Annotated in this window: 9 protein-coding genes and 1 CRISPR repeat array; of the genes, 5 read left to right on the top strand and 4 right to left on the bottom strand. The window is 37.8% G+C overall.

All coding sequences use genetic code 11. The features are described from left to right. Positions 1-375: 375 nt before the first annotated feature. Positions 376-1200 carry a phytoene/squalene synthase family protein gene (locus F6K15_RS03250; RefSeq protein ID WP_293056930.1) on the bottom strand — a complete coding sequence of 275 codons (825 nt, stop codon included), beginning with the start codon at positions 1198-1200 and terminating at the stop codon, positions 376-378. A gap of 1076 nt (positions 1201-2276) precedes the next feature. Next, on the bottom strand, positions 2277-3239 hold the full coding sequence (locus tag F6K15_RS03245; RefSeq protein WP_293056928.1) for a hypothetical protein: 963 nt from the start codon (positions 3237-3239) through the stop codon (positions 2277-2279). 1028 nt (positions 3240-4267) lie between these two features. Here F6K15_RS03245 and pstS point away from each other — a divergent pair. Both pstS and F6K15_RS03235 read left to right on the top strand, forming a co-directional pair. After that, the gene (gene pstS / locus F6K15_RS03240) at positions 4268-5305 is read left to right on the top strand and encodes a phosphate ABC transporter substrate-binding protein PstS (RefSeq protein ID WP_293056926.1); all 1038 of its coding nucleotides are present in this window, start codon (positions 4268-4270) and stop codon (positions 5303-5305) included. A 532-nt stretch (positions 5306-5837) separates the two neighbouring features. Next, on the top strand, positions 5838-6215 hold the full coding sequence (locus F6K15_RS03235) for a DUF2237 family protein (protein ID WP_293056924.1): 378 nt from the start codon (positions 5838-5840) through the stop codon (positions 6213-6215). Positions 6216-6878: 663 nt separating this feature from the next. Continuing rightward, a CRISPR array of direct repeats spans positions 6879-7287; the repeat unit is 36 nt; unit sequence CTCTAGTGCTTCGTTTGAAGCGGAATTAATGGAAAC. A 144-nt stretch (positions 7288-7431) separates the two neighbouring features. Here the strand turns inward: F6K15_RS03235 and cimA are convergent. After that, entirely contained in the window at positions 7432-9039 is a 1608-nt protein-coding gene (gene cimA / locus F6K15_RS03230; protein WP_293056922.1) for a citramalate synthase, read from the bottom strand. Positions 9040-9329: 290 nt separating this feature from the next. On the opposite strand from cimA, the gene F6K15_RS03225 reads away from it, so the two are divergent. From F6K15_RS03225 to F6K15_RS03215, 3 genes are all read left to right on the top strand, one after another. Beyond that, complete coding sequence (locus F6K15_RS03225; RefSeq protein WP_293056920.1) at positions 9330-9677, top strand: 2Fe-2S iron-sulfur cluster-binding protein; 348 nt, start codon at positions 9330-9332, stop codon at positions 9675-9677. Between the two features lie 353 nt (positions 9678-10030). Next, a complete protein-coding gene (thiO, locus tag F6K15_RS03220; RefSeq protein ID WP_293056918.1) occupies positions 10031-11122 on the top strand; it encodes a glycine oxidase ThiO in 1092 nt (363 codons plus the stop codon). 290 nt (positions 11123-11412) lie between these two features. Continuing rightward, positions 11413-11763 (top strand): SH3 domain-containing protein, encoded by a 351-nt coding sequence (locus F6K15_RS03215; RefSeq protein WP_293056916.1) that lies wholly within the window; start codon positions 11413-11415, stop codon positions 11761-11763. A 198-nt stretch (positions 11764-11961) separates the two neighbouring features. Here F6K15_RS03215 and F6K15_RS03210 read toward each other — a convergent pair whose 3' ends face one another. After that, on the bottom strand, positions 11962-12927 hold the full coding sequence (locus tag F6K15_RS03210; RefSeq protein WP_293056914.1) for a hypothetical protein: 966 nt from the start codon (positions 12925-12927) through the stop codon (positions 11962-11964). Between the last annotated feature and the right edge of the window lie 855 nt (positions 12928-13782).

Here is a 13782-nt window from a genome sequence, read left to right as displayed (position 1 = left end):
TTAAGCAGTCAGTTTTGACGACTGGAAATTTCAATCCTGTTCCCTGATCGCCAATCATCAAAAACATCAATCTATAGAACCTGTAGGGACGTTTCATGGAGCGTCCCTTAATCATGTATAGCGACCGAAGGAAAGGTTATATCAAATCCGTTTGCTTCGGATTAATATAGTTCTATTGTCGTCATACAATGGTTAAGGGCGAATGCCATTCGCCCCTACAATGTCAACTCTTATCTTTAAATACTGAATAACACCGATGCTACCGGATTTGATATTAGGACAGATAAAAAGCTTAAAAGTTAGACAACGCAATATTTTTCCTTCTTCCTCTTTCCTTCTTCCTTCTTCCTTCTTCCTCCTTCCTTCTTCCTTCTGCTATGCAGAATTATTGCAGCGTGAAATTAATTCCATCACTTGCGAACGACTCAACTTTTCTTGCCCCATAGTTAAAATATCTAGAGTAGCATGAGCAAGAGTCAGAGGAATGTGGCAAAAATTTCTAGCAGGTCCTGGAGGAAGAGAGTTAGTATAAGAATCAGCTAATAAAAGATTACGTTGGGCATAAGTCTGCATATCTTCCGCAGTCCAATTATCAGGAAAAAAATCTACACCCCTAGCTAAATCTTCTGTATGGTTGCGGAGAATATTCACCGCCTGTAGACCTCGCCCAAACCCAATTGCTTCAGTACGATTAGTCTTAGTATTATCGTACCAACTCCATAAATCGGAAAGTAATAGTCCCACTGCACCAGCCACACTAAAAGTATAGCGGTCTAAATCTGATTCTGTGTGAATTGCCCAATTATTTTCAGCCCAATAAGCCATCCGGTCTGCCATTGCTGCAGTTACATCCCAGATTCTAGGCGCTATTGTCTCTGAAGCTAGTATTGCCCATTCTCCTACTCTTTTTGTTACTTCTGGTAGGTTAGTCATATTCAAGTCTAACTTTGCTGAAAAGTTCTCGAAACTTGAATGGTCAACTCCTTGTTGTAAAAGTAAACTAATCTTTCGCAACAATTTTGCCTTTGTGAAGCTATCTAGACTGGGATGATCCTCAATTTCATCAATGGCACGCATACAAAGATAGGCCGATGTAACTGCCTCTTTTAGCCCAGATGGTAATTCACTAATAGGAATATAGAAAGTACGACTTGTTTCTTTTAGTATATATAAGGCATCTTTATCTTCAGGTCTGTTCATATTATTCAACTCCTCACGGCCATTTTTGGTTTAATGTATTAGTTTAATTGATGCTCAACACTAGTGCCTCTACGCGGAAGTTAAAAGTCAAAAGTTAAAAGTCAAAAGTATTAGTTTGTAATTGTTTTAGGATTTTGTAACTTGTCAATTATTTCCGCCATCCGGCACTAGGTAGTTAGGGCATTTGTGAGACTTAATTACAATAAACATAAAAGACGACGGGAGGAAAGTTCCCGGAAGATTTATCCCCTGGTTGAATAACGACGCGCGGGTAATAAAGCGGAGTCAAAGTCTGTTATAATGGTCAAAATATGAGTAAGAACAAGGTTTGTGGCCATGACCTCTAGCTAGTGCGGTGAGATTCCGGCGGACAGGAGACGGGGAATTAATTTCCTACGACGGCTGAATGCAAGTAATGCAGCTAAAGCAGCTATTTATTGCTCCAATATCTTGAGTAAAACCACTCTGAAAGTAAGCTCACAGCTAAATTTTTATTTACGCCCAGGAGTCTAGAAGTTTGTTGACAGACTTTAAGCAAATGGGGATAAATCCCCATTTGCGGTGGATTTCCCACAGAATCCAGGGTGTTTCAACCCCTGGAGATGTCAATGCCAGTTTACTATAACGCTAGTGAAGTAGTCAGCAATAATACTATTTCACGGAAGTTATAACTCAAAAGTCAAAAGTAAGTCCTGTTCAAGTTAAAAGCTAATGCACCATTTAAGGTGTGTCAGTCCAGTAGTGGACTGTTTCATCTAAAATGTTGCAATAGAAAATGGGGGATGGGGTGATGGGGGGATGGGGTGACGAAAAAAGCTAATGCACCATTTTAGATGAAACAATCCAGTAGGGTGCGTTAATGAAATGTAACGCACCATCTAGATTTTAATTTTCGGTGTGTTAAGCTAATGATTTTACATTTGGATTAGGTTATCGAAGTTTTGGCAGGAAATCTGAGATTATTTTGCTAGCGAAACTTCTGACTCAGGCGCAATCTGGTGGTACTTCGTTCCCACTTCTTGCCACAACCGGCAGGGTCAAACCACTATTCCCTATTCCCTGTTCCCTGCCATAACTTAATTGCTAATCATTTTTTCTAGAAAAGGAAGTCCAAAAGCAATAACAATACTAACCGCTAAACCAGCAAAAGCTTTTAAAGCATCACTCAAAATAATCTGACCTACATCCTTCATTTCACGGTTTTGGAAATTGTGAGCTATTGCTATTTCTCTTCCTGCTAAAAGACCGATAAATACCCAAGTTGTACTCATTGGCATTTTGCTCCATTCTTTAAATAATAATAAGATTAATCCATAAATAAAATCTACAATTGTTGCTGAACGAATATCTTGAGTATTAGTTTTACTGGTAACTATATGTTGAATTGCACCACCATTTCTGTAAAAGATAATTGCGTGTAAAATTAACATCACAAACATGGAAAAAAATAGCATTGAAGCATCAAGATTTCGTGGCAAGTATGCAAAGATATTTGCCAAGTCTTGAATTAACCATTGGCTCCACAAAAATGCTGTTGATACCCACTGAAAAATCACCCAATAAATTGATGGTTCTTGGTCTGCTGTACTGAGAAATTTCTCTTCTAAAGCTTTAGTTATGAATTTATAAATAAGTATAGCTGTGACAAAAGCCAACCCATAACCAAACAGTGATTTAGTCAACATACTTGTGAGATTACTAGGAGCAAAAACTGTGAGAATTAGAAAAGTTGTACTAACAGGAATTCCCCAATTTGTTAAAAATAAAAGTACGAAAGGAGGAACTATATAAATCCAACTAAAATTTTCAGGAAAAGGAAATTCTGCCAAACGTCCATAAGCTACATCTCCATCATTAGTAATCCAGCCATAGAAAAAAACTACTAACAAAATGGAGCAAATAAACAGCCATAAAACCCACCAAGGGCGCTGAGAATTAGAACTTAAAAATGTGCCAAGAGTTTGTATAGCATCGTTAGCTACAATCGAATATGATGCTAATAGAAATCCAACCCACATCAATATATATTGACTGTTCATATTTTGTCGATATATCCTCATATATTGAACAATTATAAGTAAGCATTTCCTGCGGAATGCTGTGCAAACAGCCGTCAGCTATTAGCCATCAGCTATTGCTTTTAGTTTCATTAATTGATAATGAATAATGGATAATTACCTCTGGTTAAAACCGTTTTATCCTTGCTCATGAGAGGCTTTAAATCTAGATTCGATTAATTACCTCTGGTTAAAACCGTTACGGAATTGAAAATAAGGAAATATTATTTCTTCACAGGAGTCGATTGGATCTGGTTAGGAAACCCATCCATCCCATCCTACGGAATGCTCCGCAAACGACCGCTGTCTTGGTTGATTGGATCTGGTTAGGAAACCTATCCATCCCTCAACCGCTTTTTTCCCCTTAAAAGGGGAGGCTTGAAACCAGAATTATTTAATTATTAATTATTAATTATTCGGTAAAAGCAATTGAGAAATTTGGATAGAATTAAAACTTACTGTCAAATTACGCTTCTTCAGGATTATCAGGAATTATTCATTATTTGCTGATAGCTGACTGCTAAGAGCTGAATGCTTATGCTAAAGTTAACAATAGATTAAAATTTTTGGCAAAATCTTGAGAATATTATATAATTAAATTATTGTCTATAAAAACTCTTTCAATAATTGATAATTGATAATTACCTCTCCCTAAAAGGCAGAGGATTGAATAAAAGGAAAATTTTTTCTTGTTTCTCCTTTAAAGGAGAGGCTTTAAACCTTAATTATTCAGTAAAAATAGTAATAGACATCTCCAATAATAAAAAATAAAATCAATTATCCCAAAGAAATTATCAATTCTTCCCCTCCACGGTCGGGGTTAGGGGTGGGTTCCCTACTCCCTACTCCCTACTTCCTCTTTTCTGGAGATGTCTAATATATAGTAATATAAAGATTTAGTAATATAAATAAAGTTTGTTGTATTTAAACTGCTATCTTCGTTATTATCTAGAGAATTAATAAACTAGAAACTTAATAAATAATTAGATTTTTTCGGAGGCTCATAATATATGGTTTTATTAAAAACTATTTGGCACAATGCTCTAACAGCCACAGTTGCAGCAGTTACTCTTTCACTTGGCACTGTTGGCGAAGCGATCGCCCAAACTATTGAAGGTGCCGGAGCATCATTCCCCGCTCCTTTGTATCAGCGTTACTTTCAACAACTAAAAGAAGATACAGGAATTACAGTAAATTACAATTCTGTGGGTAGTGGCAAAGGTATTGAGAGTTTTATTGCAGATACTGTTGACTTTGCAGGTACAGATGCGCCACCAGTTGCAGCAGAAATAGAGCAAATGCCAAAAGGAGTTGTTATGGTACCTACCGCAGGAGGTGCTGTAGCAGTAGTTTATAATTTGCCAGGAGTAAGCGAACTCAAACTATCTCAGTCGGTATTGCCAGATATCTTTGTAGGTAAAATTACTAAATGGAACGATCGCCGAATTGCTCAGGACAACCCAGGAGTTGACCTACCTGACTTACCTATTCAAACTGTGGTACGAGCTGATGGTAGTGGTACAACTTTCATTTTCTCCAGACATTTGAGTGCTGCCAGTCCAACATTTAGTCGAGAAGTGGGTGCATCCAGAAAACCTGATTGGCCAAAAAATCCCCTGGAAGGTAACAAAAATGATGGAGTAGCTGCTTTAGTGAAAGAAACTGAAGGAGCGATCGGCTATGTACAGGATACTTTTGCTCGTCAAAACAACTTGTCAACAGCAATGCTGGAGAACTTACAAGGTCGGTTTGTCGAACCTACTCTCGAAGAGGCAAATATTGCATTATCTGGACTGAGATTTTATCAAGATTTTACTCCTGCTAACGAAGCTAACCCTGATGATGGATACCCCATTGTTGGAGTGACTTGGTTATTAATTAAGGCAAATTATGAGACTTCAGACCAAGCAACTGCAGTTAAGAAAATGGTCAATTGGGTTTTACAGGAAGGTCAAATTTTGAACAATACTCTTGAGTATACTCGTGTTCCAGAGGCTATAGGAGCAAAAATTCTGGAGAAAGTTGAAAGTCAAGTAGCAAGTAATTGAAGAAGGAAGAAGGAAGGACGCAGGAGGCAGGAGGCAGGAGGCAGGAGGCAGATGGCGGGCAAGATGCCCGCACTATAAACATTTAATTATTAATATTTGTACTTAATATACTTGGAATATGGGCGTTGCTGATTCTGGGTATGATGCAAGCCCCCCGAGCAAGCCAATGCGCGGGGGGAATAAAACTCTAAAAGTCCCCCAATGGGTGGGGGATGCGCGGGGGCGAAGGCGAGAACCAAACAATCGCGCATTCATACTTCAATTCAGCAACGCCGGAATATGTTGTATCTTCCCTGTTCCCTATTCCCTATTCCCTATTCCCTTTCTGGGTATGATGCAAGCCCCCCGAGCAAGCCAATGCGCGGGGGGAATAAAACTCTAAAATTCCCCCAATGTGTGGGGGATGTGCGGGGGCGAAGGCGAGAACCAAACAATCGCGCATTCATACTTCAATTCAGCAACGCCGGAATATGTTGTATCTTTCCTGTTCCCTATTCCCTATTCCCTGTTCCCTCTTTTCTGGAGATATCTAATGATGGAATCACTAAATGTATTAGGTGAAAATTTAGAAGTTTGCTGCACTTCTCCCATGACTGGATTTTATCGCGATGGGTTTTGTCAGACAGGACCATCAGATTTTGGTTCCCATGTTATTTGTGCAGCAGTGACAGCAGAATTTTTGGAATTTACCAAACGTCGTGGTAATGATTTGAGTACACCTAGACCAGAATATTCTTTTCCTGGTTTAAAACCGGGCGATCGCTGGTGTTTGTGTGCGTCTCGTTGGAAAGAAGCTCTAGATTCTGGAGTTGCACCACCGGTAGTTTTGTCAGCAACTCATGAAAAAGCTTTAGAAGTTGTGCCTTTGGAGGTTTTGCAGGAACACGCACTTTCAATAATTGATAATTGATCATGGATAATTGATAATTACCAGGGCTTACGCAGAACCACCACATATAGTAGGGACTGACGGCCGTTAGCCCCTACAGATGGTGTATAAATTCATCTTTTGCGTAAGTCCTGATTACCTCTTCCTTTTAGGGAGAGGATTGAATAAAAGGAAAATCTTTTCTTGTTTCTCCTTTAAAGGAGAGGATTTTTACCTTAATTATTCTGTAAGTTGAAAAAGATGGTTAGTACTGATAACTAATAACTGAAATAACTTCTGACTTCATAATTTCTAACTTCATAATTTCTAACTTTTGACTTCTGACTTCTGACTTCTGACTTCATCAAAGGGGGGTTGACAATTTGTATACTTAAGGTTAGTATAGAAAGTAAGGAATTTGGTATAAATAACCTCGACAAATGAATAGCAGTAGCTTTTTAATCTTTTTTAGTATTTTAGGAGTGGTTAAGAGGTTGTTTTTCATCTTTGCATGGTACCCCACATACGCGCCTCCGAGAATCGCTGAAATGCTGATTCTCTCGTTGACCCGCGTTGATGCCATGCTAGGAGCGGGTTTGAGGCGTGTCATTTTGGCAAAATTTGCCTGTTTGACTTTTTGATCAAAGGGGTGCGTATATTTGGGGGTCTGAAAGCCTTACTCTGTCGTGGTTCCAAAACCGAACTCTCTAGTGCTTCGTTTGAAGCGGAATTAATGGAAACAAAAACACTCGCTCGATCTTGTCTGCTGAGAAACAACCTCTAGTGCTTCGTTTGAAGCGGAATTAATGGAAACTCCAAAATAGAATTCTCCTCAGCAGACATATCCAAAACTCTAGTGCTTCGTTTGAAGCGGAATTAATGGAAACCTCATATATGGCGCATTTTTGCTGCCATTGGATAAATTCTACTCTAGTGCTTCGTTTGAAGCGGAATTAATGGAAACAAAGGGACAAATATAGGTGGCAAAGCGTTGCTGAAGACTCTAGTGCTTCGTTTGAAGCGGAATTAATGGAAACACAATTAAGAGTTGGCAGTGTTCACCTTTGACCACAATTTGCTCTAGTGCTTCGTCTCAAGCGGAATTATCAGTTATAAAAAAACTTTCTCCCTTCTAACTCCCCCCTTTCAAAGGGGGGTAGGGGGGGATACCTTCTGCCTTCGGACCTCCAAAGTGTAAGTATTCAACCGGACATAATATTACAACTGCACCTGACTATCCTCAAAAGTGCTGTAAGACTCAGACAACGTAAGATTCTCTTCTGCCTTCTGCCTTCTGCCTTCTGCTTTCTGCCATCAAACCATACTCTAAACTTTCAACAACTGCCTGATAAGAAGCATCCAAAATATTAAAAGAAACCCCTAAAGTCGTCCACCGTTGCTGACCATTACTAGACTCAATTAATACCCTAGTTTTAGCAGAAGTACCAGCTCTACCATCCAAAATTCTCACCTTATAATCAGTCAGATAAAAATTAGCGATCGCTGGATAAAAATTTTCTAAAGCTTTCCGCAAAGCAGCATCCAAAGCTGAAACCGGACCATTTCCTTCAGCAGCTTCCAAAATATCCTGACCATTAACAGTAACTTTCACCGTTGCCAGAGAATTACTAACTTTTTCACCATCCTTATCCAAGTGAACCTGAAAACCCTTAATTTCAAAGAAATGCTGTCTTTGTTTCAAAGCTTTTCGCATCAATAACTCAAAACTAGCTTCTGCTCCCTCAAACTGATATCCCTCATTTTCTAACTCTTTTAAACTATCCAGAATTTGCCGACAAGCAGGGTTTTGGCGGTCTAGCTCAATACCAAAACTTTTTGCCTTTGCTAACACATTACTCAAACCTGCTTGGTCAGAAATCACAATGCGACGACTATTACCTATCTGTTGCGGTTGAATATGTTCATAAGTCAGTGGGTTGCGCTCCACTGCCGACACATGAATACCACCCTTATGAGCAAAAGCAGACAAACCCACAAACGGCGCGTGGTCATCAGGAGCAAGATTCACAACTTCACTAATAAAACGACTGGTCTGAGTAAGTTTTTCCAGTTGTTGTGCCTGAATGCAATCATAACCCAACTTAATTTGTAAATTAGGAATCAAAGTACAAAGGTTAGCATTACCGCAACGTTCGCCATAACCGTTGATAGTTCCTTGTACCATCCCCACTCCTTCTCTGACAGCAGACAAAGCATTAGCAACAGCAGTACCCGAATCATTATGAGTGTGAATGCCTAATTTTGCAGTGGGCAAAGCATGGGAAACATCTGCTACTATCTGAGTAATTTCGTGGGGAAGAGTACCGCCATTGGTATCACAGAGGACTAACCATTCCGCACCAGTATTGTTTGCAGCAGCTAAAGTTTGCAAAGCATAATCAGGATTATTTTTGTAACCATCAAACCAATGTTCAGCATCATAGATCACCTGACGACCTTGACTGCGGAGATAAGAAATCGTATCTGCAATCATTGCTAAATTCTCTTCCAGAGTAGTTTTTAGCCCCTCAACAACGTGCAAGTCCCAAGATTTACCAAAAATTGTCACCCACCGCGTACCAGCAGATAAAATGGGTTGTAGAGTGGTATCAGAAGCTGCCTGTTTTCCCGGACGACGAGTGGAACAAAATGCTACTACCTCTGCTTGAGTGAGGGGTTGTTCTTTAAGTTGCCAGAAAAATTGCACATCTTTAGGATTCGCACCGGGCCAACCTCCTTCAATAAAAGGAACCCCTAAGCTGTCGAGTTGGTGGGCGATGCGTAGTTTGTCTTCTAGGGATAAGGATAGTCCTTCTCGTTGAGCGCCGTCGCGTAGAGTTGTATCGTAAATCCAGAGTTTTTTCATTATTACTAGAGATGTTAGAAATTCAGAGAATTTTTCAATTTAACAGGACTTGCGCAGAGAGGGCGAATGCCATTCGCCCCTACAGATGTTGAGGGTGTTAACGGAGCTTGGCGTTAGCCAATGCCATTTGCCCCTACATACGGCGTTTTTAAGGTGAATTTGCGTAAGTCCTATTTAATTTAAACTTTATAATTAATCCTACTTTTTTAGTAATTTTTTACTTTATATTTTAATTTTTTTTAACTTTTAACTGTTAATATAGATAGCTAATATAGATAAAATAATTTATTATGGTTAAGATTCAGGCTCAAGGTAAAACTATAACTTGCGATCGTGGTGCAAATCTGCGTCAGGTTTTACTAAAAAATGGTGTTGATGTCTATAATGGCAATGCTTCAATTATTAACTGTCGTAGTATTGGTACTTGTGGCACTTGTGCAGTGGTAATAGAAGGAGAAGTTTCTCCACTTCAATGGCGAGAAAAAGCCAGACTTTCTGTACCTCCTCATTCTTCTAATTCTTCTAAACGTTTGTCTTGTCAAGTGCAAGTTTTAGGAGATATAAAAGTAACTAAATATAATGGTTTTTGGGGGCAAGGTTCTGAAATTGTTTGGACTCCCGATCTCAAATCTGGTTGAAAACTTATTATATAGTTGGGGGGGAGTAGGAGACCCACCCCTAACCCCTCCCTGGAGGGGAATGTGGGGAGTAGGGGAGATTGAAGGTTTGAAGTATAGTTATAGATATATACTATATAACCAGATTCTATATGAAGGATAGAATAAAGCTTGAAAAAAATTACTAAAAATATTTAAGAATAGAGTTTAAAAAGTGTTGCCAATAATCATCCATTTCTCTTTTTTCTTCTTTCTTCCCTTCTGACTCCTGACTTCCCCTCCCCTCCTGGGAGGGGTTAGGGGTGGGTTGGGAGGGGTTAGGGGTGGGTTGACTCCTAAGTAATTAAATACACTAATTCAGCAACACCTAGAAAATGAATCAATCAAGCAATATCCTAATTATTGGTGGCGGTATTATTGGTCTATCAATAGCAATAGAACTAACATTACGAGGAGCAAAAGTAACAATTATTAGCCGTGATTTTCAGCAAACAGCGACAAATGCTGCTGCTGGAATGTTAGCTCCTCAAGCAGAAGCTATCCCCCCTGGTAAAATGTTAGATTTATGTTTAAAAAGTCGGGCATTATATCCAGAATGGGTAACAAAAATAGAATCAATTAGTGGTATAGAAACTGGCTATTGGCCTTGTGGAATTTTAGCTCCAGTTTATGCAGAAAAAGACAGAGAAAGTTATAGTTTACAAAACCTAAATTATCAATGGTTAAATCAAGCAGAAATTCATCAATATCAACCAGGATTAAGTCAAGAGGTAATTGGTGGTTGGTCTTACCCTGAAGATGGGCAAGTAGATAATCGTTATTTATACAATTCAACTATTGCAGCAGCTAAGGAGTTAAAAATAGATATTCTTGAAGGAGTTGTTATAGAAATAATTCGTAAAGAAAGTAAAGTTCAAAGCATCAAAACATCAATAGGTGAATTACAAGCAGAACATTATGTATTAGCTACAGGTGCATGGTCTCAGGAGTTATTTCCCATTCCTGTATTTCCTAGAAAGGGACAAATGTTGTCGTTAAAAATCCCTTCAGATATAACTAGAGAAAATCTACCTTTACAGCAAGTTTTATTTGGCACAGAAAGTTATATTGTGCCGCGCCAAGATGGAAGAATAGTTATCGGTGCAACAAATGAAAAAGTCGGATTTTCGGAGGGAAATACAGCAGCAGGAATTCAAGAATTATTAGGAAATGCAATTCGGTTATATCCGATTTTAAAAGATTACAAAATATTAGAATTTTGGTGGGGTTTTCGTCCTGATACTCCTGATGAAATGCCAATATTAGGAACAAGTAATTATGATAATTTGACTATTGCTACTGGGCATTATCGGAATGGAATTTTATTAACACCTGTAACAGCACTATTAATAGCTGATTTGATTTGGAATAATAAATCCGATCTATTATTAGATGCTTTTAATTATTCTAGGTTTATTGATAATTGATAATTATTTTGCCTCCCTAGCCCCCCAATTCTGGGGGGAATAAGAATTCATTAGCTGGTAAAAGTCCCCCAATTTTTGGGGATGCGCGGGGGCTTTGATGAGGATATCTGAAAAGTTGTTTAATACTGAATTTTGCCCCCTAGCCCCCCAATGCTGGAGGGAACAAGAGTAAATTTGCATCTAAAAGTCCCCCAAAATTGGGGGATGCGCGGGGGCTTTGATATAGCAATGAGCGCTGGTTAAATTTGAAATAATAAAGAAGTTGGAAATAGTATTGTAGGAATTTTAAGATGAATAATTGGAAAAAATATCTAACGACTACTGCTTGTGCTTTTCTATGTCTATTAGAACTTAAAATAGTTGCTCAAGCTATTACTACTGAAACAAGTATTAGAGCAATTCCCAAATATCAATTGGCTCAAACTCCTGTTGGTTATTGTACAGTAGGAAATCTAACTGATTCACCTCTAAATGTTCGAGAAAAACCAGATGGAGAAATAATTGGTACTTTGGAAAGTGGTACAGTAGTTGCTCTTGGAGTTACTGATGGTAGTGAAGGTGAAAATTGGACAAGAATTATTACTCCCATAGAGGGTTATGTGTCGGCAAAATATCTCAAAGATTGTCAATATAAGTATTAACTTAATTATGATGAGAAGCGCCTCAAACTTAACTAGCTATCAGCTATTAGCTAGCCTCCTGCGGAGAAACTACGTTAACAGTTATCAGCCTAAAAGTTTGTGCTTATGTAATGGTATCTGTTTGCGGAGCATTCCGTCAGGAAACGCTTTTTAAATAACCTTTCTTCACAAAATATTTTTGTATTGACTCATTGATAATTATGATTCTAACTGATATTCTTCTGGATAATCTTGAATAGATATTTCTGGATATTCCCTAACAATTTTTTGATTGTTTTCAACATAAAAATCTTTTGTTATTCTCTGAATATATTCCCGCTCATAACCAAGTGGTTTTTGAGTATCATTAACTATTAATCTGTACAGTAGTCCTCCTCCATTCAAAAGATACTTATTTTTGGTCTTAACAATCGATTTAATCTTATTAATCGCTCTTGTTCTGTGAAGTTTATTAGTATCCAATTTTTCATTGACTCTATCAGATAAAATGTTGCTGTCAAAACCCTCCAATTTTTCTTCTAGGATATTTTCTAACTGAGCAATCACATCTTGGCAATTTTCGCGAAACTTTTCGTATAGAAAAACATGAACTTTAGGAAAGTTTTCTTGATAAAGTTTAATTAATTCGTAATAACATAAATCAATTAAATTGATATTGTGAGATAGATAATTGTAATATCGAGTATTTTTATTCCATCTAAATTTATTGATAGATAAATCATATTGATAGTCATCGTAGGTATATTCTTTTTTAGAATACCTAATAAATTCTTCAATCTTTCCTGTATAACCCATTTTTACTTTTTGATTATAGCTAGACAGAAGCAAAGATTGCTGACCTCTGAGAAAAAGGATAATTTCTGCTTGAGGAAATACTTCTTTGAGTCTTCTAACGATTAGACTTCTATTAATAGTAAATTGAGTCCCACACAATATCTCGTCAGAAATAAGTCTTTTTGATGCCGTTATTTTTCCTATTTCTTTTTTGATTTCTTCTGAGTCAGAATAACAATCATCGGCATATTGTAATTTATTAAAAGCCTTACTTTGTTGAGTATATGGCCTACTAATTAAGGTTATATTACTGAGTTTAGGAAAAATTTTATCCTGTAAAAAAGTTGTTGCTGTCTTAGGCAAACCTACATGAATAAAAGTTTTTGTCATTCTAGAGCCTATTTAACAATAAGTAGTTTTTCTTCAAATACTATACAATAACGTAAACATTTCCTACCGAATGCTGCGCAAACAGCCGTCAGCTATTAGCTAGCCTCCTAGGTCGGAACTGCGGACTTCAGCTATTAATTTTGGGCCCGCGTAAAAGCAACCTTTTAAATTGAAAAAGAATAAAAAGTTACTGCCATGGGTCTCAGGACAAAACCTTAGAAATAATTATTCATTCTAGGGCGTGTCATCATTTAAATCCCAGACCCCTGTCACGGATAAGTTTTGAGCGGTTGTGACTGCCGAGGCACTCACGGCATGAAATTCAGTCATAGCATGGCACCTAGAGCTAATTGATGACACGCCCTAATTGCTGATAGCTGACTGCTGATAGCTGAATGCTTACACAATAACTTTATGCTCAATACATTTTAAATAACCAAATCATTGATTTGATTGCACTAGAACAAAGAATTTTCCAACTCATCTCATACCATGTCAGTGATTAGTTTAATCCGATATTTACAAGCTGATGTAATTAGATAATTATAGAATATTCTCCAAAGATAAATTTAGTCAAGTGAAAAACAAAAGCAGTGCGACCGCTACATAGATCAATATATAGAACCCTCGATATTTAGATGTTCAAAACCTATTTAGGACAGCTATAGTTGCTTGGTATTGATGGACATGACAAAGCCCAGATTATTTTTCCGGATGAATCAGCAATGCTGTGTAAATATAGCTTTCATTAAAATTATTTACTGCCCGTTTCAAAACTTGCATAACCCTTGAAAGCTCAGAAATATATTACCTTAGACAACAAGAAAAACTCTAAGCTAAAAATTATTAGGAGTT

It is taken from the genome of Okeania sp. SIO2B3 (genome assembly GCF_010672525.1).
Classification (GTDB): domain Bacteria; phylum Cyanobacteriota; class Cyanobacteriia; order Cyanobacteriales; family Microcoleaceae; genus Okeania.
This window is presented reverse-complemented; position numbering and strand designations above follow the sequence as displayed.